Raw genomic sequence first — 21,277 nt, 5'->3', positions numbered from 1 at the left:
AAAACCCCCTGTGGCTGCAGGGGGTTTTAGCGTACCGCTTTTCAATCAAAAAGAAAAAGAGCTAAAATCAACATCATTTTAGCTCTTCCTCAGCAATCAAGTCTTACGTATTAAGAGTGTTTTGTTGAACTTTCCGTTTCTTTCATTGGACTTACTTCAGCAAAGATGAATAAAATAACCGTAAACACCACTGCAAGAATAGAAGTCAAAGTAAAGTCATAAGCAGCGCCATTCATCGAGGCAACGATGTAGCCAGCCATATGTGTCAGCAGAAAAGTCCAAATGAGGGTGATAATATAATGCATAATCCCACCGTCCTTTATGTAACAATCTATTGATTATCATACCATAGATACGAGTGAGGGGAAAAGACTGTTTTAGCCTTTATGTGACCATTTTGAGACCTTCTGCTATAAAAATAAAAAGAATTCTTCTCTCTTTAGGGGATTTCCTTATTCCTACAAGAGTTGTTGTTCATATCATAGAAAGCAGAATCACTGAAAGGAGGCTGGCCATATGGGTGTAAGCGAACGGTTTTTCCAGCTTGGTTCCCAGTGGAACGTCATTCACCTTCCTCAAAAACCAAATGGCTTTGGCATTCTTATCCTCGGTGACCGAAATCACTTTGTGCAGGAAAATACATCATTCTGGCTTCAGCACTATGGAAGAAACCAGCTTTTAACTGCCTTAAAGGATGAAGGATATACATTGTTTAATAGTCATCTTCATGGGAATCACTGGGGATGCGAAGATGCTGTTTTTAGTGCAAAGCAGCTCGTTCATCACACATTAAAACAAGAAATATTAAACCGGGAAATTCATGTGCTGGCAGAGGGGATGGGCGCACTCGTTGCTATGAGCCTTGCTGAAGAGATGCCAGAAGTGCTAAGGTCCATTGCGCTCGTGAATCCATGTCTGCATCTCTATGCACAACGAGAAAGAGAAAAGGAACACAAATTCTTTTATAAACAGATGATCAAAGAATTAGCGAAGAGCTACGGCTGCTCTGAAAAGGAAGCGGAAACGTACCCGCTCCCTGCTTGCCCTGTTCATTCTGCTCATGTACCGATTCACATATGGCAAAGACTAAACGGCGCACCGTATGCATATGAACTGCATGCAAAGCCTTTTATAGATCAGCATATGAAGAATCCAGAGCATTGTCAGATCGATCTCACCTTGCATATGTTTGATCATCCGAGAAGAATCTTTCAATCCATTCACAAGTTTTATAAATCGCATGAAAGAGAATTGTGATGAATAGGATGATAACAGCCCTTCATGGAAAGGGCTCTTCTTTTTATTCGATAAGCTAAAAAAGGGGACATGAACATGGAAACAGGACTGATCATAGGGGCAGATGAATTTTTTGGTCTAGCGCTGTGTGAATATATGATGAAAGAGGGCATTCAAGTGGATATCACATGTCCTCATGATCATACAGAAGAGCAAAAGATGTTATTAGAAGAGCGAATGATGTGGCTCGGCAGAAATGATCTCTTCCGTGTCATTGACCTTCAGGATGGAAAAGACACGTATGACCTCATCTTTATTCAATCAGAGGAATCAGATAAACGACACAAAGACATGAAAGCGAAACATGGCATGTACCGGGTTCTTTACGAAAAACCCGAAGACGAATCGTCCAATCAGAATGTGCCGGCTGTTATTCTCCCTCGCATGTTCGGACCATGGGCACTTAATAAAGAAAGAACTAAGCGTGATGAAGCATTTTTTGTAGAAGATGTGGTAAGGGATTTGTTCAAGTGGGCATCGGGCACTGAACAAAGACAGGAAATGATATATGAATTGAAGGTAGAAAGACAAACGGATGACAAACAAGCAGAAGAAATGATGGTAGAATGGAAAAGACAAAACTCAACATTTTTCGACAAAAAGCAAGAATGATCTTCCATCTTATCTTTTTTCAGTATAAAATAAACCTATATTTAACATACAGGTTCATGCCTGCATGTGGCAAAGGGAGTTGAACATGGCATGAAGTATCAGCGGCTTGTCATGATCTTTTCGTTCCTTCTCCTATTATCTGCCTGCTCACAGGCACCTTTAAAAGGACAGATTGAGAAGGTGGGTTTACTCGTCCCCGATACAATTAATGATCAAGTTTGGGGAACGAAAGGTTATAAAGGCTTATTAAATATTCAATCAACATTTGGTGTAGATGTTTATTATAAGGAAGGAATGGTCGACAAAGAGAAAATCGTTGATGCCATTGAAGAATTTCACAAAAAAGGAGTCAATTTGATTATTGGCCATGGCAATGAATACAGCGAAATTTTCAACTTAATTAGTGAAGATTATCCGAAAACACAATTTATCACGGTAAATGGAAACAAGCCTCAGGCGGATAATGTCGCGAATGTGACGTTTAAAGGTGAAGCGATGGGCTTTTTCGGAGGCATGACAGCAGCACATATGTCAAAATCAAAAAAGATTGGTATTCTTGCTACATATGATTGGCAAAGCGAAGTAGATGGCTTTATCAAAGGTGCAAAATATCAAGATGAACATGTACAAGTGCTTGCCGAGTTTGTCGAAAACTGGGATGATGCTGACAAAGCCGTGGAGCTCTATCAAAAACTGAAAAAGCAGGGCGTAGATGTTGTATATCCAGCAGGCGATGGTTATAATATCCCTGTCATTGAACAAATCAAAGCCGATAATTTATCAGCGATCGGATATGTCACTGATCAATCCAACCTCGGCAGTCATACCGTCTTAACAAGCACAGTCCAGCATGTGGATAAAGCGTACACTATTATTGCGAAGAAATTTAATGAAGGCAAGCTAAACGAACAAGGTGACTACTCCTTTGATTTTAAAGAAGGAGTGATCGAAATGGGGAAATTTAGTTCCACCATTGACCGTGCTTTTGTGAAAGATATTGAAAGTGATATTGCGACTTACAAAAAAACTGGCAAACTGCCAAATGAAAAGTGAGGATACGACGATGCAGCACGAAAAATCGATGGAGTTTTTACAAATTGCCATGAAGTATTTTCCGCAGGCAAAAGAAGAATTAGATAAAGCGGGTATTCAGCTTGAGCCCGAAGCTCTTCAGCCGCTTTTATCATTGTTTACATCTGTCATGCAAGAGGCATATGAGCTGGGGAAAGCAGATGCAGAATCAGAAAAAGCCACAGAATAGTGGCTTTTTTTATGATAATTTTTTCTTGAAGGCACTAATCATAGGGCCAACATCTTTAAACACAGGCTTCAGTTCATCGATGGAGTTCATAATGTTCCCAATTTGATTCATGACATGCATGTAATCAATTGAGTCTTCACTTGGAGATGTCTCCTCACGTTCCTCCTTTGCTTCTGTCTTGCTTTTCTCCTTTTCAAGCGGCTGGCCAAACATCATAGCCGAAAAAATATCTTTTTGCGCCATATCACATGCTCCTTTCTACTATCGGTATATCAATAATCTATGAAAAAAGTGAGAGGAAAGGTTAGACGTTTGTATTGCCAAGGAGAAAAAAATAAGGTAAAATTAGTACCAGATACTAATATAAGATCACAATATTACATGCTCGTATGAGTAAAAGGAGTCTTATTCAATGAATGCTGGAATTATTGGCCTTGGCCGCTATATACCTGAAAAAGTGTTAACAAATCTTGATTTAGAAAAAATGGTTGAAACTTCTGACGAATGGATTCGTACTAGAACAGGTATAGAAGAAAGAAGAATTGCTTCTGATGATGTCAATACATCTCATATGGCGCTTGCTGCTGCAAAAAAAGCATTAGCTGACGCAGATGTGGCTGCAGAAGATATCGATATGATTCTTGTGGCGACAGTCACGCCAGATCAAGCATTTCCGACAGTCGCTTGTATGATTCAAGAGCAGCTCGGTGCACATAAAGCATGTGCAATGGATATTAGCGCTGCGTGTGCTGGCTTTATGTATGGGCTTGTTACTGGAAAACAATTTATTGAATCAGGTACGTTCAAGCACGTGCTCGTCGTTGGCGTTGAAAAGCTTTCTCGCATTACCGACTGGGATGACCGCAATACAGCTGTTCTGTTTGGAGATGGAGCAGGCGCTGCTGTGTTAGGAGAAGTCAGCGAAGGTAAAGGAATTCTCTCATTTGAGCTTGGAGCCGATGGAAGAGGCGGGAAGCACTTGTACTTAGATGAAAAAGATCATACAATCATGAATGGACGAGAAGTATTTAAATTTGCTGTAAGACAAATGGGCGAGTCAAGCGTAAACGTCATCGAAAAAGCTGGACTATCAAAAGAAGACGTTGACTTCTTGATTCCGCATCAAGCAAATATTCGCATTATGGAAGCAGCCCGCGAACGCCTAGAGCTGCCAGTTGAAAAAATGTCGAAGACAGTCCATAAATATGGAAACACATCAGCAGCATCTATTCCAATTTCACTATGTGAAGAAATCGAAGCCGGAAAAATTCATGACGGCGATGTGATTGTAATGGTTGGTTTTGGTGGCGGATTAACGTGGGGCGCAATCGCTATGCGATGGGGCCGATAAAAGAGTGAGGTGCACAAATTAATGGATAAAAAACGAGTAGTTGTTACAGGATTAGGTGCTTTGACACCTCTTGGCAACGATGTAGAGTCAACATGGAAAAATGCTGTAGCAGGTGTATCAGGAGTTGGACCAATCACACGTGTCGATTCAAGTGAATATACCGCAAAAGTAGCAGCAGAACTAAAAGATTTTAACATTGAAGATTACATGGAGAAAAAAGAAGCGCGAAAAATGGCACGCTTCACGCAATATGCAGTCGTTGCTGCTCAAAAGGCGCTAGAAGATTCACGTCTTGAAATCACAGATGAAATCGCACCGCGTGTTGGTGTATGGGTTGGGTCTGGTATTGGCGGACTTGAAACATTTGAAGAGCAGTTTGAAGTGTATTCAAATAAAGGGGCAAGACGCGTAAGCCCATTCTTCGTTCCAATGATGATTCCAGATATGGCAACAGGCCAAATTTCAATTGCACTTGGCGCAAAAGGGGTTAACTCTTGTACAGTGACAGCATGTGCAACAGGGACAAACTCAATTGGTGATGCATTTAAAGTCATTCAGCGCGGAGATGCAGATGCGATGATCACAGGCGGAACAGAAGCGCCGTTAACAAAAATGTCGTTTGCAGGTTTCTGTGCGAACAAAGCCCTTTCGACAAATCCTGATCCAGAGACAGCAAGCCGTCCATTTGACAAAAACCGTGACGGATTTGTTATGGGTGAGGGTGCAGGGATTATTGTTCTTGAAGAACTCGAGCATGCGTTAAAACGCGGGGCGACGATTTATGCAGAAATTGTTGGATATGGTTCAACTGGAGATGCGTATCATATTACAGCACCGGCTCCAAACGGAGAAGGCGGCGTCCGCGCAATGAAAGAAGCGATTCGAGATGCTGGTTTGTCTGTGGAAGAAATTGATTATATCAATGCCCACGGAACAAGCACACCTTACAATGATAAATTTGAAACAATGGCCATTAAAGAAGTGTTCGGAGAGCATGCGAATCAGCTTGCAATCAGTTCGACAAAATCAATGACAGGTCACTTACTTGGCGCAGCAGGCGGAGTAGAAGCTATTTTCTCTGTTCTTGCGATTAAAGACAGCGTCATTCCTCCAACCATTAACCTTGAAACACCGGATGAAGAATGTGATCTTGATTATGTGGCAAATGAAGCACGTTCAAAAGAAGTACAAGTGGCTCTAAGTAACTCACTTGGCTTTGGCGGACATAATGCGACAATTATCTTTAAAAAATACGAAGCGTAATATTTCCTAAGAAGGCGGCGATCTATAAACAGATCGCCGCTTTTTTGCATATGATGAAAATGGAGGTGTTTAGCGGTATGGGTCTAGTCAATACACAATATCTCATTCATCAATCATCATCATTTCAGGAGCTGGCATCGCGCTTTATTCCTTATTTTAAAGGGGCAGAGGAAAAAGAATGGTCCTCTATTCTCTCCCACCTGCAGCATCACGGAATGATTCGGTCTTTTAGATCATGCAAAGACATGATCGACAAGCTCAAAGAAAAAGGGTACTTCCAGCTCGTCATGAAAGAATACCAAACGCTGCAAAAGCAATGGAAAGGCCCTGACATTCCTGTCTTTATTTTGCCAGTTAATGAGAGCAGCAAAGAAATTAGAGAACAATTTTATTATCAATCCGGCATGGCATTTGACGACAAGGTCTTTCTCTTTTTGTCGCCAAATACTCCGAAAGAACGTATCGGTACATTGCTGACTCATGAATATCACCATGTATGCAGGTTGCATTTTCTCACGAAAGAAGAAAAAGATTTTACATTCCTTGATACAATCATGATGGAGGGGCTCGCTGAATATGCTGTGTATCATAGATACGGAGAAAGCTATACAGCCAAATGGACCACTCTCTATGACGAAACGCAGCTTCAGCACTTGTATAAGAAATGGGTATCCAGTCATCTTGATCAAAAAGTGCAGGACGACGAAAGACTGATACAGAACCTCCTTTATGGAAAAGGGAACTACCCCAAAATGCTTGGTTACGCCACCGGGTTTTATATCGTGAAAAAGTATTTCAGTGAGCACCGAATCAGCGAGGAGTCTATGATTGCAGAGCCGTCCGAAACTTTTTTAAAGGCGGTAGACTCATAAAGTGAATGATTAACATAAAAAGAGACATATTACAAATTTACTAAATTCTTCTTGATTTCGTCATAACAATGTAATAATATACAAATATAAATTTTGATAATTCTTTTTATTCAAAAAAGACAGAATTTTTTATTCATTTCTATTGTCTATGGAGAAAGGGGCGAATGAATGACCAAGCTGCTTGAAGTGCAAAACTTAAAAACATATTTTTTTCGAAAAAAAGAACCGATACCTGCTGTTGATGGCGTTGATTTCAGCATCAACAGAGGAGAAACTGTCGCATTAGTCGGTGAGTCTGGATCTGGTAAAAGCATTACGTCCTTATCCATTATGGGGTTGATAAACGGCACTGGTGGAAAAATTATGGACGGTTCCATCAAGCTTGATGGAAAGGACCTAGTTACATATGGAGAAAAGGAATTATGCAGCATTCGTGGTAATGACGTATCTATGATCTTTCAGGAACCCATGACCTCACTTAATCCCGTCCTAACCATCGGGGAACAAATAACAGAAATCCTCATCTATCACAAAAAACTTTCAAAAAAAGAAGCGACGAAAAAAGCGATTGATCTGCTGAAGATTGTTGGTTTTTCCAGACCGGAACAAATCATCAAAGATTACCCGCACCGTTTATCAGGCGGCATGCGGCAAAGAGTGATGATTGCCATTGCGCTAAGCTGCGATCCGAAGCTTCTCATTGCAGATGAACCGACAACTGCCCTAGATGTAACGATTCAAGCCCAGGTGCTCACATTGATGAAAGATTTATGCACGACATTTGGTACATCTATTCTTCTCATTACTCATGATCTAGGTGTCGTGTCTGAAGTGGCAGATCGAGTCATTGTCATGTACTGCGGACAGGTTGTTGAAAATGGGACCGTCGAAGAATTATTTGATCAGCCGCTTCATCCTTACACAGAAGGGCTGCTTGAATCGATTCCTGTCATTGACGGAGACATACAGCCGTTAACGGCGATCAAAGGGAATGTCCCTGCGCCAGATCAGCTTCCGGCTGGCTGCCGCTTTGCTCCTAGATGCCCGCAAGTGAAGGAGCGCTGCCTAGGAGAGCTGCCTAAGCTGAGGACATTTGAGAATGGCAGAAGCGTCAGATGCTTCTTATATGAGGAGGCAGACCATACATGACCCTTGCTCAAAATCAACCACAGCCAACAGATCTAACAGAGAAAGAAACCATCCTTGAACTGAAACAGATCCGAAAACATTTTCCGATTAAAGCGGGCGTCTTTCAGAAGAAAGTCGGTGCAGTTAAAGCTGTTGACGGCATAGACTTGAAGATTTATAAAGGTGAAACGTTAGGCATTGTTGGGGAGTCAGGGTGCGGTAAATCTACACTAGGCCGGACAATGATTCGCTTATATCAGCCAACTGACGGTCAAATCTTTTTTAAAGGGCAAGATATCTCCCGCGTATCAGAATCAAAGCTAAGACAATCAACACGAAAAAACATCCAAATGGTTTTTCAAGATCCCTTTGCATCACTCAACCCTAGAAAAACACTTCGAAGCATCATCAAAGAACCCTACAAAACACATCACTTATATTCCTTAAAAGAAAGAAATGAAAAAGTAGAACAGCTTTTATCAAAGGTGGGCCTTCATCCAAGCTTTGCAAATCGCTACCCTCACGAATTTTCTGGCGGGCAGAGGCAGCGAATCGGCATCGCTCGTGCGCTTGCCATGAATCCCGAAATGATCATCGCAGATGAGCCGGTATCAGCACTTGATGTATCCATTCAGGCGCAGGTGATTAATCTGATGGAGGAGCTTCAGGAGGAATTTGACCTGACATATCTATTTATCTCTCACGATTTAAGTGTGGTCAGGCACATTAGTGATAGAGTCGGCGTGATGTATCTGGGCAAAATGATGGAGCTTGCCGATAAGCACAGCCTGTATGATGAACCGCTCCATCCATATACACAGGCACTGCTTTCTTCTGTTCCTGTTACCCGTAAAAAGGGTCAGATCAAAAGAGAACGTATCATGCTTCAAGGCGATCTGCCAAGTCCTGCGAATCCGCCAAAAGGCTGCGTATTTCACACAAGATGCCCGCATGCAAAGGGAATCTGTAAAGAAAAAATACCAGCATTTCAGGAATTAAAAACAAACCACTTCGTTGCCTGCCACCTCTACGACGCTTAATCAGCTTGGAAGATCTCATCTTTGAGAGGGGGGATGAAGCGGCATCTGTCGTCATTTCTAAAAAAGGATAGGGGGAATTGTATATGAAAGGTAGAAATAGAAAACCCATTTTGGTCAGTTTACTGCTGATCTTTACACTCATGCTTGCGGCTTGCTCTAGTGGAAATAAAACATCTGGAGACAGTGAAAAGAAATCAACTGGAAAACCTGTACAAGGCGGAGACCTTGTCATCGGTTCAATTGCAGAGCCTACGTTATTTAACTCGCTGTATTCAACAGACGTGGCAAGCTCTGATATTGAGGAAAGAATCTACAGCTTCTTACTTCAAACTGACGGAAAGCTGAACCCTCAGCTATCGCTGGCAGAGGATATTAAAGAATCTGATGACGGCAAGCAGTTTGATGTGACCATTAAAAAAGGCGTAAAGTTTCATGATGGTGAAGAACTGACGGCTGATGATGTTGTGTTTACATACAGCATTCCGATCAATAAGGACTACAATGGAGAGCGCGGATCAGGCTTTGAAGTATTAGATTCCGTTAAAAAGACAGGGGATTACTCAATCGAATTCAAGCTCAATAAAAAAGATCCCTATTTCTATAATGTCACACTAGGAAGCTATGGCATTTTGCCTAAGCATATTTTAGGTGATGTGCCTGTAAAGGATCTCGGTGAAAATGAATTTAACCGAAAAAATCCAATTGGTTCAGGTCCATTTAAATTTGCCGAGTGGAAAGAAGGAGACTACGTTAAACTAGAAGCCTTTGACGATTATTGGGATGGACGTCCATACCTTGATACCGTCACGATTAAAACCATTCCTGATCAGAATGCAGCGATTGCCCAGCTGTCAGCAGGCGATATTGATTTCTTTGCTGTACCGGGAGCAGAGCTGCAAACAGCTGAAAAAGTCAGCAACATTAAAATTGAATCTGATCTAGGGCTCAATTATTCATACATTGGCTGGAACCAGAAAAATGATCTCTTTAAAAGTAAAAAGATCCGCCAAGCGCTGACACATGCCATTGATCGCCAAACGATTGTCGATCAAGTGTTAGATGGAGACGGCAAAGTAGCCAACATTCCAGAAAGTCCGCTGTCATGGAACTATCCGAAGAATGATCGTGTTCCAGTATTTGAGTTTGATCAAGAAAAAGCGAAAAAGATGCTGAAAGAAGAGGGCTGGGAGGATACAGATGGAGATGGCTATCTTGATAAGAACGGCAAAAAATTCTCCTTTGTCTTAAAGACCAACCAAGGAAACAAAGTCCGTGAAGACATCGCTGTCGTTGTCCAGCAGCAGCTCAAAGAAATTGGTGTTGAAGCGAAGCCGCAAATTGTGGAATTCAGTGCACTCATTGAGCAGACGACACCGCCTAAATGGGATTACGATGCGCTGCTGCTCGGCTGGAGCCTTGCCACATTCCCTGATCAATTCAGCATCTTCCACTCAAGCCAGTCAGAAAAAGGCTTGAATAACATCTGGTATAAAAATGAAGAGGTCGATAAGCTGTTAGTGGATGCTAAGAACTTAAGCGATCGAAAAGAATATTCAAAGGCATATGAAAAAATTTATGAACTGATCGCAGAAGATCAGCCATATACGTTCCTTTATTATGCCAACTCACATCGCGCGATGCCATCTAATCTCCAAGGCTACTCTTACCACCCGAAAGATGAGTATTACAAAATCGAGAAATGGTGGATTGAACAGTAGGCTGCTATTGAAGAAGGGGAGGGTTCTCCCCTTTCAGTGTGAAGACAAACCTTTCTATTCGGTGTCAGTCCGGCGCGCTGGTGCTCACGGTGATTTCATTCACCAAGCACCAGTTAGATTTAAAGGGTTCTCATATCACGCTGCAAAGAAGACAGAGGGCTAAAATAAAGACTATTTTAGCCCTTTTTCATCACAGTATGGCGATCCGATGAAAAAGGAGTTGTGCATATGGTTACATATATCATTAGAAGGACACTGCTTTCCATTCCCATCTTATTTGGGATTACCATTTTGTCCTTCGCCATTATGAAAGCAGCACCAGGCGATCCGATGTCACTCATGATGGACCCGACCATTAGTGCCACAGACCGGGAAGCCTTTATTGATAAGTACGGCTTGAACGATCCTGAATATGTGCAATATATGAAATGGCTTGGCAATATGCTTCAAGGTGACTTTGGCACCTCCATTGTTAAAAAGGGAACGCCCGTGGCTGATTTGATTTTTGCCCGGCTGCCAAATACCCTCATCCTCATGATCTTTTCTACATTAGTCGCACTGATTATCGCCATCCCATTTGGTGTTCTTTCAGCAAAACGTCCATATACAAAGCTTGACTATGGCATTACGGTTACATCTTTTATCGGACTGGCTATTCCGAACTTTTGGTTTGGACTCATTCTGATTATGGTTTTATCTGTGAATCTAGGATGGTTCCCGACAGGCGGTGTTTCTACCTTAAATGCCGATTTTAATGTGTTTGACCGGCTCCATCACATCATTTTACCAGCCTTTGTTTTAGCAACTGCTGATATGGCAGGGCTCACCCGGTACACAAGGTCGAGTATGCTTGATGTCATGAGGCAGGATTATATTCGCACCGCAAGAGCGAAAGGCTTTCGAGAAAACAAAGTCATTTTCAAGCACGGGTTAAGAAACGGTCTTATGCCTGTCATTACGATTTTCGGATTGATGGTTCCATCCTTTATTGGCGGCGCAGTCGTGGTGGAACAAATTTTCACTTGGCCAGGGCTTGGAAAGCTGTTCATCGATTCTGCCTTTTCGAGAGATTATCCGGTCATTATGGCGATGACTGTTATTTCCGCAGTGCTCGTGGTGGTTGGAAATTTAATAGCGGATATTCTATATGCGATCGTTGATCCGCGTATTGAATATTAGAAGGGAGCTGAAGCACAATTGGCACAGCCTAATATGGGAACACCTCCTGTTGATCTCAAATTAAAAGAGGGTCTTCCGCCAAAGCCAGAGACGATGCTGCGTTTATTTTGTGAGAAATTTTTCAAAAATAAACTGGCGGTTGCCGGCTACGTGATCTTATTGGTCATTATCTTTTCAGCCATTTTCGCTCCAGTGATTGCCCCTTATGCACCAGAGCAGCAAGATTTATTGAAGCGGCTCCAGCCGCCAAGTGCTGAGCATTTGATGGGAACTGACAAGTTTGGCCGAGATATTTTCTCAAGGGTGCTTTATGGAGCGAGGGTCTCTCTGCTAGTTGGCTTCGTCTCAGTGGTCGGGGCGATCACCATTGGCACCGTCGTTGGAGCGGTAGCAGGGTATTTCAAAGGATTTGTTGATTCTATCTTAATGAGATTTGTTGATGTGGTATTGTCGATTCCTGACATTTTTCTATTGATCACGCTTGTTACCATTTTCAAACCGGGCATTGATAAATTGATATTAATCTTTGCTTTGACCGGCTGGACCACAACCGCGAGACTGATCCGCAGTGAATTCTTATCACTACGAACAAGAGAATTCGTACTTGCGGCAAGAACCATTGGAACGAAAAACCATGTCATCATCTTTTCGCATATTTTACCGAACTGTATCGGTCCTATTATTGTGTCAGCTACACTAAAAGTAGGTTCCGTCATTTTAGCCGAATCAACGCTGAGCTATCTAGGGTTTGGCATACAGCCGCCAACAGCAAGCTGGGGCAACATGCTGCAAGATGCACAAAACTTCTCGATTATGGTGCAAGCGTGGTGGTATCCGCTCTTCCCAGGTTTACTGATATTGCTGACCGTTTTATGCTTTAATTTCTTAGGAGATGGGCTGAGAGATGCGCTTGATCCTAAAAAGCTAAAGTAATGCCTCATTTTTTATGACAAGATGAAAGGGACTCTGCGACACGCACTTTGTTTTCTTTATAAAAATAAAAAAATGCACGCCATCATACGCTCCGCTTGAAGTTTTGATAAAGTTGGAATAATTTCTCTATCCCTTGCCCATACTGTGGACAACAGTTTTTAAAAAGTGAGGGATTGGTTATGTTATTTCTTCATGACGTATGGGTGAATTGGTTTGAAGGGGAAGAAAATGGCTACAATGTGTGTCATTTTCATGAGTGGCGCAAGGAGGACAGCGTTGAGCTGTTAGATCAAGTGCCTTTACTCAAGGTGCAGAGTCCTTTGTTTGATTACATAGAGAATGATCTTTCAGAGCTGCCGAAGACGCTGCTAGAATCTGTATTTGAGAAATCATATATTCGAAAAAATCATGAACGGCGTAAATTAGAGTATTGCTTTGTGGTCACAGACGGCATTCGAATCATTGCCGTGGATACGATTGGGTACTCCATTCCTGTGAGGAAAAGCCGCTTAATCCCAAGGCAGGAGCAATTGGTGTATGAAATGGTGAAAGATGTGAAGGCTGAGGAATATGAATTCTCTCAGGGCAGCCTTGAGTCGGCGAAGGAGTATCATATTTTGTCATTGCCGCCGCAGCACATCAGTGGATTAACGAGAAAAGAAAGACAGCTGAAGCAGCTAATGTTTATGGCGCTCGATCAATTAAAAGGTCTTCAAAACAGGGCGGAGATTGCGTATTGGTATACGGAATGGAACCCGCACATGTACAACCAAATCAAACGAATGTCATTCGAAGAGATTTGGAACATGCTTTACAATGAAACCATTGATGGATGGTCAGAGAATCATTTAGCTTTCTGTGAAAAAATGATTAAAGGACAGCCGTTTTTTGAAAAGCTTTGGGAAATGGAAAACGAATCAAAGGTGAATTAGAAAAAGCTTGCAGCGTGATGTGCTGCAAGCTTTTTTTATTTGCGTTTTCTGCCAAGACCCATCGCATTCTCCATTTTTTTCAGCATTTTGTTTGCCGCGCGGTTTGCTTTTTCAGCACCTTCGTCAAGAATGCGGTCAAGCTCGTCTGACTCAATGAGTTCATAGTACCGATCTTGTATTGGTTTTAAAGCATCAACGACTACGTTCGCAAGATCTCCTTTAAACTCACCATACCCTTTGCCTTCGTACTTTTGTTCCAGCTCTGAAATCGATACGTTACCTAATACAGAATAAATCGTCAGCAAGTTGGCAATACCAGGCTTGTTCTCTTTGTCGTATTTGACGATGCCTTCTGAATCCGTCACAGCACTTTTGATTTTCTTTTCTAGCTGCTTTGGTTCATCTAATAAGGTAATGAAGGATTTTTGGTTCGGATCGGATTTGCTCATCTTTTTCGTTGGATCTGTTAAGGACATAATCCGAGCGCCTTCTTTTGGAATTTTCACTTCAGGTACAGTGAAGATGTCATTGTATTTTCGATTAAAACGTTCAGCAAGCGTTCTAGTCAATTCAAGATGCTGCTTTTGATCTTCTCCAACAGGGACTAAATCAGTACCGTATAATAAAATATCGCCAGCCATTAATGGGGGATACGTTAATAGGCCTGAAACAACCGCTTCCTTACCAGCGGATTTGTCCTTAAATTGGGTCATTCTTTCTAATTCCCCAATATAAGCAACACATTGCAGCATCCATCCTGCCTGGGCGTGAGCAGGTACCTCTGATTGGATAAACAATGTTGCCTTCTCTGGATCAAGTCCAACTGCTAAATAAAGAGCTGCTAAGCTTCTAATATTTTGGCGAAGAGCTAGCCGGTCCTGACTCACCGTAATCGCATGTTGATCGACTACACAAAAATAGCCATGATAATCATGCTGCAAATCGACAAATTGCTTCATTGCTCCAATATAGTTCCCTAAAGTCACAGAACCGCTCGGCTGAATGCCTGAAAAAATTGTCTTCTTTGTCATACTAAAACCTCTTTTCTTCAATATAAAAAGGCCCACCCGTCACTTTTCAACAGAAAAGGGACGAATGAACCGTGGTACCACCCTTGTTATTTCACATAGAAATCACTCAAGACGTTGATATCGGAGACTGCTCCGTCTAAGCCTACTGACTTTCAAAAGTGTTCGGTTAGCTGCTCCAAAGCCCATTCCATACATGCCATTATCTGCTCGCACCAGCCGCAGACTCTCTGTAAATGGTGAATATATGTACTCTTCTTTTTCATCGCAACAGTATGTCTATCTATTATAAAGGATGACCATAAAAAAGTCACGAAGCCCTCATGTGACCTTCTCATCATGCCGTTTGACACTTAAAATTTTAGATAAAAAACCAACTATCTGTCAGAATTTTTTAAAAAATGAGGATTAATTATATGTATAAAACATTATTCCTGCTGAATTTGTTAAATTATTTTAATCAATTTACGCTTTAATTTGTTGAAGTGATTGAGACTTTAGTTTATAAAAATCCCTCTTTATCCCCATTTACGTTTTTTAAAAATATATGAAATTGATATTGCAATAAATTATTCTATTCATTATAATTAATTTGTTCACACGTTTGTGCTAGGCTCTATACATAGTGAAAATTCAGAAAAAACAAAAGAAATAGAAAGTAAGCTATTTAGGGACTTTTTTACGCTATTTCTTAAATCTGAATCTCATCTTCTATCGAGACCTTTGAACTAAAACATATTATAAGGGGGAATACAGTTGAAAAAGCGTTGGTCTGTTGTTACTTTAATGCTTATTTTCACACTTGTATTAAGCGCTTGTGGTTTCAGCGGAAACAAATCAGGCGACAGCACGAGCAGTTCTGGAGAGGCTAAAACAACATTAAATGTGAATATCTCCACTGAGCCTTTTTCTCTACATCCGGGATTGGCAAATGATTCAACTTCAGGAAGTGTCATCCGTCAGACTTTTGAGGGATTAACAAGAATTAACGCTGAAGGTAAGCCAGAAAATGCAATGGCTTCTGATATCAAAACAAGTGCTGATGGTAAAACATACACATTCACACTTCGTGATGCAAAATGGTCTAATGGTGACCCTGTCACAGCTAAAGATTTCGAATATGCTTGGAAATGGGCATTAGATCCTAAAAATGAATCTCAATATGCTTACCAGCTTTACTATATTAAAGGTGCTGAAGCAGCGAACAAAGGGAAAGCGAAAGTTGCTGATGTTGGCATTAAAGCTAAAGACGACAAAACGCTTGTAGTTGAGCTAGAGAACCCAACACCGTTCTTTACTGAACTAACTGCATTCTATACGTATATGCCAGTCAACAAAAAAGTGGCTGAAAAGAATAAAAACTGGTTCACAAATGCTGGTGAAAACTACGTATCTAACGGTCCATTCGTTCTTTCTAAATGGAAACATGGCGGTTCTATCACGCTTGAAAAGAACAATGAATACTGGGATAAAGATACTGTGAAATTGAAAAAGATCAACATGTCTATGATCAAAGATACAAACACTGAGCTTAGCATGTTCAAAAAAGGCGAGCTTGACTGGGCTGGTTCACCAACTGGAAGCCTTCCAACTGAGTCTTTAAAAACATTGAAAAAAGAAGGCGGTCTTAAAATCCAAACGATCGCAGGTATCTATAACTACAAATTCAACACAGAAGTAAAACCTTTAAACAATGCAAACATCCGTAAGGCCCTTGCATACTCAATCAACCGTCAAGCGATCGTTGACAAAATTACGCAAGGTGAGCAAGTGCCAGCTATGGCAATCGTTCCTCCAACAATGGAAGGATTCACTGATAACAAAACGGGCTACTTCAAAGATCACGATGTAGCAACTGCGAAAGAATTTCTTGAAAAAGGTGTGAAAGAATTAGGTTATAAGTCAGTTTCTGATCTTCCAGCATTGAAACTTTCTTACAACACAGATGAAGGCCACCAAAAGATTGCTCAAGCAATTCAAGAAATGTGGAAAAAGGATTTAGGCGTGAAAGTTGAACTTGATAACTCTGAGTGGAACGTATACATCGACAAAATCCACAGCGGAGATTACCAAATCGGACGTATGGGCTGGTTAGGTGACTTCAACGATCCAGTGAACTTCCTTGAGCTTTACAAAGATAAAGACGGTGGAAACAACGACACTGGATGGGAAAGCAAAGAGTACAAACAATTGTTGAATGATTCTGCTAAAGAAACAGATAAAACGAAACGTGAAGAAATGCTGAAAAAAGCAGAAGAAATCATCATCAACGATATGCCTATAGCACCAATTTACTTCTACACTCAGCTTTGGGTACAAGATCCAAAACTAAAAGGTGTGGTTGTATCTGGACTAGGTGATGTTCAATACAAATGGGCACATTTCGAAAAGTAAGAATTATAGTGTAAGAGATCTACGGCAAGGATCTTAAGGTATATGGAGGATGTCTCTCCATATACCTTTCTTGCTGATTAGAGAAAATGTTGTAAAATCATGGAGGTGCAATTCCGTTGCTTAAATATATCGGTAAGCGATTAATATATATTTTAATCACACTGTTTGTTATTGTAACTGCAACTTTCTTTCTCATGCAGGCAGCACCGGGTGGTCCATTCTCTGGTGAGAAGAAACTTCCTGCTGAAATTGAAGCAAACCTAAACGAGCACTACGGGTTGGACAAGCCCTTATTTGTTCAATATGTAAACTACTTAGGTTCAGTTGCAAAATTAGATTTTGGTCCCTCATTTAAATATAAAGGACAAACTGTAAATGACTTAATCAGTTCTGGATTCCCCGTTTCCTTTACCCTCGGAATTGAGGCAATTCTCCTCGCATTAGCATTTGGTGTATTGTTTGGGGTCCTTGCAGCGCTCTATCATAACAAGTGGCAGGACTATACGATTGCCATTTTAACGATCTTTGGAATTTCAGTTCCAAGTTTCATTTTAGCTGCGCTGCTACAATATGTATTTGCATCTGAGGCAAGCGTTATAGCGATTTTCCCAGTTGCAGGATGGGAGTCTTGGGCCAGCACCGTACTACCTTCTATTGCACTTTCCTTCATGCCTATGGCATTTATCGCTAGACTTGCACGGTCAAGTATGCTTGAAGTTCTAAACAGTGATTACATTAGAACGGCTAGAGCGAAAGGATTAACGAAATCAGCTGTGACGATTAAACACGCAATTCGAAACGCATTGTTACCTGTCATTACATATATGGGACCAATGGCTGCTTCAGTGTTAACAGGTAGTTTTGTCGTGGAGAAGATTTTCGGTATTCCTGGATTAGGCTCTCACTTTGTCACAAGTATTACAAACCGTGATTACACCGTCATCATGGGTGTCACAGTCTTCTACAGTATTATTCTATTAATCAGTATTCTAGTCGTTGACGTCCTCTACGGTATTATCGATCCTAGAATTAAACTGACGAAGGCGAAGAAAGGGGTCTAACACATGGAAGAGATGAGAAAAGATTTATTTGTTCCTGCGACAGCTGACGCAGCAGAATCTGAAAAAATTTCTAAACCTAGTCTATCTTTATGGAAGGATGCTATGCTTCGCTTCCGTGCAAATAAACTTGCAATGGTTGGTCTTTCAATCATTTTTATTATTGTGATGCTGGCCATCTTTGTTCCGATTTTTTCTAAATATGATTACTCGACGACCGATTTACTGAATGCAGACCAGCCACCTTCAAAAGAGCACTGGTTCGGTACAGATGATTTAGGACGTGACATGTTTGTCCGTACATGGGTCGGGGCAAGAATTTCGATCTTCATCGGTCTTGCTGCAGCGGTCCTTGACGTGATCATCGGTATTATCTGGGGAAGTATTGCTGCGTTCAAAGGCGGCCGTACAGATGAAGTCATGATGCGTATCGCAGACGTTTTATGGGCAATTCCAACACTATTAATGGTTATCTTAATGATGGTTGTTCTGCCAAAAGGATTATTAACAATTATCCTCGCCATGACAGTCGTAGGCTGGATAAACATGGCACGTATCGTTCGGGGACAGGTTCTACAATTAAAGAGTCAAGAGTACGTTCTTGCTGCACAAACATTAGGTGCGAAAACATCTAGACTTTTATTTAAACACTTAATTCCAAACTCAATGGGACCAATTCTTGTCACAATGACACTCACCATTCCTTCAGCTATTTTCACGGAGGCATTCTTAAGCTATCTAGGACTTGGTGTACCGGCTCCATTAGCGAGCTGGGGAACAATGGCGTCTGACGGAATTCCGGCCATGACGTACTATCCTTGGAGATTATGGTTCCCAGCCGCATTTATCTGTATAACAATGTTTGGTTTTAACGTGGTTGGAGACGGACTAAGAGACGCTTTAGATCCGAAGTTGCGTAAATAAGGAGTGATTAGGATGGAACGTGAACGTATTCTAGAGGTGAAAGACCTTGCAATCTCATTTAAAACATATGGTGGAGAGGTTCAAGCCATTCGTGGTGTGAACTTCCACTTAAATAAAGGCGAGACACTTGCTATTGTAGGTGAATCTGGCTCTGGTAAAAGTGTGACATCACAGGCCATCATGAGATTAATACCGATGCCGCCGGGTTATTTCAAGCGCGGACAGATCCTGTTTGATGGGCAAGATATCGTCAAGAAAACAGAAAAACAAATGCAAACCATTCGAGGAAAAGACATCTCAATGATCTTCCAGGATCCGATGACTTCTTTGAATCCAACGATGAAAGTCGGGAAGCAAATTACAGAAGTACTGTTCAAGCACGAACAAATTTCAAAAGAAGCGGCTGAAAAAAGAGCCATTGAATTACTGGAGCTTGTTGGAATTGCAATGCCTGAAAAAAGAATCAAGCAATACCCGCACGAATTTAGTGGCGGGATGAGACAAAGGGTTGTCATCGCGATGGCGCTCGCAGCAGATCCAAAGCTATTGATTGCCGATGAGCCGACGACAGCACTAGATGTAACGATTCAGGCGCAAATTTTAGAATTAATGAAAGAAATTCAGCAAAAGGTGGAAACATCTATTATCTTTATTACGCATGATCTAGGTGTTGTCGCCAACGTCGCTGATCGTGTAGCCGTTATGTATGCAGGACAGATTGTGGAGACAGGGACTGTTGATGAAATTTTCTACAATCCAAAACATCCATATACGTGGGGGCTTTTAGCATCAATGCCGAGCCTTGACACAGATGGCGGAGATGAAGGAAAGCTGACTGCAATCCCAGGAACACCGCCAGATCTGACAAACCCGCCGAAAGGAGATGCATTTGCACTCCGAAGCGATTATGCAATGAAAATTGACTTTGAACAAGAACCGCCAATGTTCAAAGTATCAGATACGCATTATGTGAAATCATGGCTACTTCATCCAAATGCACCTAAAGTTGAACCGCCTGCTTCTGTAAAGGCGAGAATGCGTGAACTAGAAGGTAGCTACGAAAAACCTGTATTAGTAAAAGAGGGTGAATAGCATGGCAGAAAAACTGTTAGAAATCAAAAATTTGAAGCAGCATTTCCATACAGCAAGAGGGACTGTGAAAGCAGTTGACGGAGTTTCATTTGATATTTATAAAGGTGAAACACTTGGCCTTGTAGGGGAGTCTGGTTGTGGTAAATCCACTACGGGCCGCTCCATCATTAGACTTTATGATGCGACAGATGGTGAGGTTCTTTATAAAGGGGAAAGTGTACACGGGAAGAAATCAAGACAAAAAATGCTTGAGTTCAACCGTCAAATGCAGATGATCTTCCAAGATCCATATGCCTCACTCAACCCTAGAATGACAGTGCTTGATATCATTGCAGAAGGCATCGACATTCATGGCCTTGCAAAAACAAAGCAAGCACGTAAAGAGCGTGTATACCAATTGCTTGAAACCGTTGGATTGAACAAAGAGCATGCAAACAGATACCCGCATGAATTCTCAGGTGGTCAAAGGCAGCGTATCGGAATTGCCCGTGCATTAGCAGTTGAACCAGATTTCATCATTGCCGATGAACCAATCTCTGCATTAGATGTGTCGATCCAAGCACAGGTTGTCAACTTAATGAAAGAACTTCAAGAAGAAAAAGGCTTAACGTACTTATTCATTGCCCATGACCTGTCTATGGTAAAATACATCAGCGATCGTATTGGTGTGATGTATTTCGGAAAATTGGTAGAGCTGGCACCAGCGAATGAATTATACGAAAATCCGCTTCATCCATATACAAAATCATTACTATCTGCGATTCCGCTCCCAGATCCAGATTATGAGCGTAACCGCAAACGAATCAAGTATGATCCATCTGTTCACAAAGGAACGAACACCGAGTTCCGTGAAGTGAAGCCAGGTCACTTTGTGAGCTGCACAGAGGAAGAATTCAAAGAGCTTCAAGCTAAACAATCATAAGAAGAAAGAAGCGCTGCTATGTCAGTGCTTCTTTTTTTATTTTACAAAAAATAAGATGATGGTAATTTCTAGATAACAACAAGCGGTTTCTAGGAGGAAATCAGATGTCGATATGGAAGACGTTTCGCTGCTCATTGGCATCGTGTCTTTTTCCGTGGAATATATGCTAAACCGAAAGACAAGCAATCAGAAGCAAGAATCACGGCGCATGAAGTATCTTTATTTCATTATGTTTCAAACTGGGATGACACTCATCCTCTTTGTTTGTTTTCAA

Annotated in this window: 21 protein-coding genes and 1 other annotated feature; of the genes, 18 read left to right on the top strand and 3 right to left on the bottom strand. The window is 41.4% G+C overall.

Going from position 1 to position 21,277, the window contains the following annotated elements; translation table 11 throughout:
* Nucleotides 1-110: 110 nt before the first annotated feature.
* Nucleotides 111-305, bottom strand: a complete 195-nt coding sequence (locus ACSSTM_RS06530) for a YjzD family protein (protein ID WP_003211779.1) — start codon at nt 303-305, stop codon at nt 111-113.
* A gap of 211 nt (nt 306-516) precedes the next feature.
* Here ACSSTM_RS06530 and ACSSTM_RS06525 point away from each other — a divergent pair, with 211 nt between their 5' ends.
* The 4 genes from ACSSTM_RS06525 to ACSSTM_RS06510 all read left to right on the top strand — a co-directional run bounded on the left by ACSSTM_RS06525 (nt 517) and on the right by ACSSTM_RS06510 (nt 3,169).
* A complete protein-coding gene (locus ACSSTM_RS06525) occupies nt 517-1,257 on the top strand; it encodes a hypothetical protein (protein ID WP_034663305.1) in 741 nt (246 codons plus the stop codon).
* 75 nt (nt 1,258-1,332) lie between these two features.
* The gene (locus ACSSTM_RS06520; RefSeq protein ID WP_034663302.1) at nt 1,333-1,908 is read left to right on the top strand and encodes a hypothetical protein; all 576 of its coding nucleotides are present in this window, start codon (nt 1,333-1,335) and stop codon (nt 1,906-1,908) included.
* A 90-nt stretch (nt 1,909-1,998) separates the two neighbouring features.
* Nucleotides 1,999-2,961, top strand: a complete 963-nt coding sequence (locus tag ACSSTM_RS06515; protein WP_034663299.1) for a BMP family ABC transporter substrate-binding protein — start codon at nt 1,999-2,001, stop codon at nt 2,959-2,961.
* Between the two features lie 10 nt (nt 2,962-2,971).
* On the top strand, nt 2,972-3,169 hold the full coding sequence (locus ACSSTM_RS06510; RefSeq protein ID WP_003211983.1) for a ComZ family protein: 198 nt from the start codon (nt 2,972-2,974) through the stop codon (nt 3,167-3,169).
* Between the two features lie 9 nt (nt 3,170-3,178).
* Here the strand turns inward: ACSSTM_RS06510 and ACSSTM_RS06505 are convergent, their stop codons facing one another.
* Nucleotides 3,179-3,412 (bottom strand): hypothetical protein, encoded by a 234-nt coding sequence (locus ACSSTM_RS06505; RefSeq protein WP_034663296.1) that lies wholly within the window; start codon nt 3,410-3,412, stop codon nt 3,179-3,181.
* 169 nt (nt 3,413-3,581) lie between these two features.
* Between ACSSTM_RS06505 and ACSSTM_RS06500 the strand changes: the two genes are divergently transcribed.
* The 9 genes from ACSSTM_RS06500 (at nt 3,582) to ACSSTM_RS06460 (ending at nt 13,585) form a co-directional block, all read left to right on the top strand.
* Nucleotides 3,582-4,520, top strand: a complete 939-nt coding sequence (locus tag ACSSTM_RS06500; protein ID WP_012009552.1) for a beta-ketoacyl-ACP synthase III — start codon at nt 3,582-3,584, stop codon at nt 4,518-4,520.
* Nucleotides 4,521-4,541: 21 nt separating this feature from the next.
* Complete coding sequence (gene fabF / locus ACSSTM_RS06495) at nt 4,542-5,783, top strand: beta-ketoacyl-ACP synthase II (protein WP_034663293.1); 1,242 nt, start codon at nt 4,542-4,544, stop codon at nt 5,781-5,783.
* Between the two features lie 77 nt (nt 5,784-5,860).
* The gene (locus tag ACSSTM_RS06490; protein ID WP_034663290.1) at nt 5,861-6,655 is read left to right on the top strand and encodes a DUF2268 domain-containing protein; all 795 of its coding nucleotides are present in this window, start codon (nt 5,861-5,863) and stop codon (nt 6,653-6,655) included.
* A gap of 168 nt (nt 6,656-6,823) precedes the next feature.
* The gene (locus tag ACSSTM_RS06485; RefSeq protein ID WP_045210037.1) at nt 6,824-7,804 is read left to right on the top strand and encodes an ABC transporter ATP-binding protein; all 981 of its coding nucleotides are present in this window, start codon (nt 6,824-6,826) and stop codon (nt 7,802-7,804) included.
* Complete coding sequence (locus ACSSTM_RS06480) at nt 7,801-8,823, top strand: ABC transporter ATP-binding protein (protein ID WP_034663288.1); 1,023 nt, start codon at nt 7,801-7,803, stop codon at nt 8,821-8,823. The genes ACSSTM_RS06485 and ACSSTM_RS06480 overlap by 4 nt, the downstream gene beginning before the upstream one ends.
* 83 nt (nt 8,824-8,906) lie before the next feature.
* Complete coding sequence (locus ACSSTM_RS06475) at nt 8,907-10,541, top strand: peptide-binding protein (RefSeq protein ID WP_034663286.1); 1,635 nt, start codon at nt 8,907-8,909, stop codon at nt 10,539-10,541.
* 228 nt (nt 10,542-10,769) lie between these two features.
* Nucleotides 10,770-11,720 carry an ABC transporter permease gene (locus ACSSTM_RS06470; RefSeq protein WP_034663283.1) on the top strand — a complete coding sequence of 317 codons (951 nt, stop codon included), beginning with the start codon at nt 10,770-10,772 and terminating at the stop codon, nt 11,718-11,720.
* A gap of 33 nt (nt 11,721-11,753) precedes the next feature.
* A complete protein-coding gene (gene opp4C / locus ACSSTM_RS06465) occupies nt 11,754-12,653 on the top strand; it encodes an oligopeptide ABC transporter permease (RefSeq protein ID WP_080869534.1) in 900 nt (299 codons plus the stop codon).
* Nucleotides 12,654-12,832: 179 nt separating this feature from the next.
* Nucleotides 12,833-13,585, top strand: a complete 753-nt coding sequence (locus ACSSTM_RS06460) for a YjbA family protein (protein WP_034663278.1) — start codon at nt 12,833-12,835, stop codon at nt 13,583-13,585.
* 35 nt (nt 13,586-13,620) lie between these two features.
* Here the strand turns inward: ACSSTM_RS06460 and trpS are convergent, their stop codons facing one another.
* Entirely contained in the window at nt 13,621-14,616 is a 996-nt protein-coding gene (trpS, locus tag ACSSTM_RS06455) for a tryptophan--tRNA ligase (protein WP_034663275.1), read from the bottom strand.
* 53 nt (nt 14,617-14,669) lie between these two features.
* Nucleotides 14,670-14,888: a binding site (T-box leader), on the bottom strand.
* A 481-nt stretch (nt 14,889-15,369) separates the two neighbouring features.
* Between trpS and ACSSTM_RS06450 the strand changes: the two genes are divergently transcribed.
* The 5 genes from ACSSTM_RS06450 (at nt 15,370) to ACSSTM_RS06430 (ending at nt 21,003) form a co-directional block, all read left to right on the top strand.
* Complete coding sequence (locus tag ACSSTM_RS06450; protein ID WP_034666712.1) at nt 15,370-17,007, top strand: peptide ABC transporter substrate-binding protein; 1,638 nt, start codon at nt 15,370-15,372, stop codon at nt 17,005-17,007.
* A 116-nt stretch (nt 17,008-17,123) separates the two neighbouring features.
* Complete coding sequence (locus ACSSTM_RS06445) at nt 17,124-18,068, top strand: ABC transporter permease (protein ID WP_034663268.1); 945 nt, start codon at nt 17,124-17,126, stop codon at nt 18,066-18,068.
* A 3-nt stretch (nt 18,069-18,071) separates the two neighbouring features.
* A complete protein-coding gene (locus ACSSTM_RS06440) occupies nt 18,072-18,989 on the top strand; it encodes an ABC transporter permease (protein WP_034663265.1) in 918 nt (305 codons plus the stop codon).
* Between the two features lie 12 nt (nt 18,990-19,001).
* Nucleotides 19,002-20,081 (top strand): ABC transporter ATP-binding protein, encoded by a 1,080-nt coding sequence (locus ACSSTM_RS06435; RefSeq protein ID WP_034663262.1) that lies wholly within the window; start codon nt 19,002-19,004, stop codon nt 20,079-20,081.
* A 1-nt stretch (nt 20,082) separates the two neighbouring features.
* Entirely contained in the window at nt 20,083-21,003 is a 921-nt protein-coding gene (locus ACSSTM_RS06430) for an ABC transporter ATP-binding protein (RefSeq protein ID WP_034663259.1), read from the top strand.
* Nucleotides 21,004-21,277: the final 274 nt, after the last annotated feature.

The organism is Bacillus sp. RK1064 (genome assembly GCF_051488405.1).
In the GTDB taxonomy this organism is placed as follows: domain Bacteria; phylum Bacillota; class Bacilli; order Bacillales; family Bacillaceae; genus Bacillus.
Note: the sequence above shows the minus strand (reverse complement) of the source record. Positions and strands in the feature narration are given on the sequence as shown.

Excerpts from the sequence above, each read along its gene's own strand:
- ACSSTM_RS06530 (WP_003211779.1), bottom strand. The coding sequence starts at position 305 with ATGCATTATATTATCACCCTCATTTGGACTTTTCTGCTGACACATATG.
- ACSSTM_RS06525 (WP_034663305.1), top strand. The coding sequence starts at position 517 with ATGGGTGTAAGCGAACGGTTTTTCCAGCTTGGTTCCCAGTGGAACGTC.
- ACSSTM_RS06520 (WP_034663302.1), top strand. The coding sequence starts at position 1,333 with ATGGAAACAGGACTGATCATAGGGGCAGATGAATTTTTTGGTCTAGCG.
- ACSSTM_RS06515 (WP_034663299.1), top strand. The coding sequence starts at position 1,999 with ATGAAGTATCAGCGGCTTGTCATGATCTTTTCGTTCCTTCTCCTATTA.
- ACSSTM_RS06510 (WP_003211983.1), top strand. The coding sequence starts at position 2,972 with ATGCAGCACGAAAAATCGATGGAGTTTTTACAAATTGCCATGAAGTAT.
- ACSSTM_RS06505 (WP_034663296.1), bottom strand. The coding sequence starts at position 3,412 with ATGGCGCAAAAAGATATTTTTTCGGCTATGATGTTTGGCCAGCCGCTT.
- ACSSTM_RS06500 (WP_012009552.1), top strand. The coding sequence starts at position 3,582 with ATGAATGCTGGAATTATTGGCCTTGGCCGCTATATACCTGAAAAAGTG.
- fabF (WP_034663293.1), top strand. The coding sequence starts at position 4,542 with ATGGATAAAAAACGAGTAGTTGTTACAGGATTAGGTGCTTTGACACCT.
- ACSSTM_RS06490 (WP_034663290.1), top strand. The coding sequence starts at position 5,861 with ATGGGTCTAGTCAATACACAATATCTCATTCATCAATCATCATCATTT.
- ACSSTM_RS06485 (WP_045210037.1), top strand. The coding sequence starts at position 6,824 with ATGACCAAGCTGCTTGAAGTGCAAAACTTAAAAACATATTTTTTTCGA.
- ACSSTM_RS06480 (WP_034663288.1), top strand. The coding sequence starts at position 7,801 with ATGACCCTTGCTCAAAATCAACCACAGCCAACAGATCTAACAGAGAAA.
- ACSSTM_RS06475 (WP_034663286.1), top strand. The coding sequence starts at position 8,907 with ATGAAAGGTAGAAATAGAAAACCCATTTTGGTCAGTTTACTGCTGATC.
- ACSSTM_RS06470 (WP_034663283.1), top strand. The coding sequence starts at position 10,770 with ATGGTTACATATATCATTAGAAGGACACTGCTTTCCATTCCCATCTTA.
- opp4C (WP_080869534.1), top strand. The coding sequence starts at position 11,754 with ATGGGAACACCTCCTGTTGATCTCAAATTAAAAGAGGGTCTTCCGCCA.
- ACSSTM_RS06460 (WP_034663278.1), top strand. The coding sequence starts at position 12,833 with ATGTTATTTCTTCATGACGTATGGGTGAATTGGTTTGAAGGGGAAGAA.
- trpS (WP_034663275.1), bottom strand. The coding sequence starts at position 14,616 with ATGACAAAGAAGACAATTTTTTCAGGCATTCAGCCGAGCGGTTCTGTG.
- ACSSTM_RS06440 (WP_034663265.1), top strand. The coding sequence starts at position 18,072 with ATGGAAGAGATGAGAAAAGATTTATTTGTTCCTGCGACAGCTGACGCA.
- ACSSTM_RS06435 (WP_034663262.1), top strand. The coding sequence starts at position 19,002 with ATGGAACGTGAACGTATTCTAGAGGTGAAAGACCTTGCAATCTCATTT.
- ACSSTM_RS06430 (WP_034663259.1), top strand. The coding sequence starts at position 20,083 with ATGGCAGAAAAACTGTTAGAAATCAAAAATTTGAAGCAGCATTTCCAT.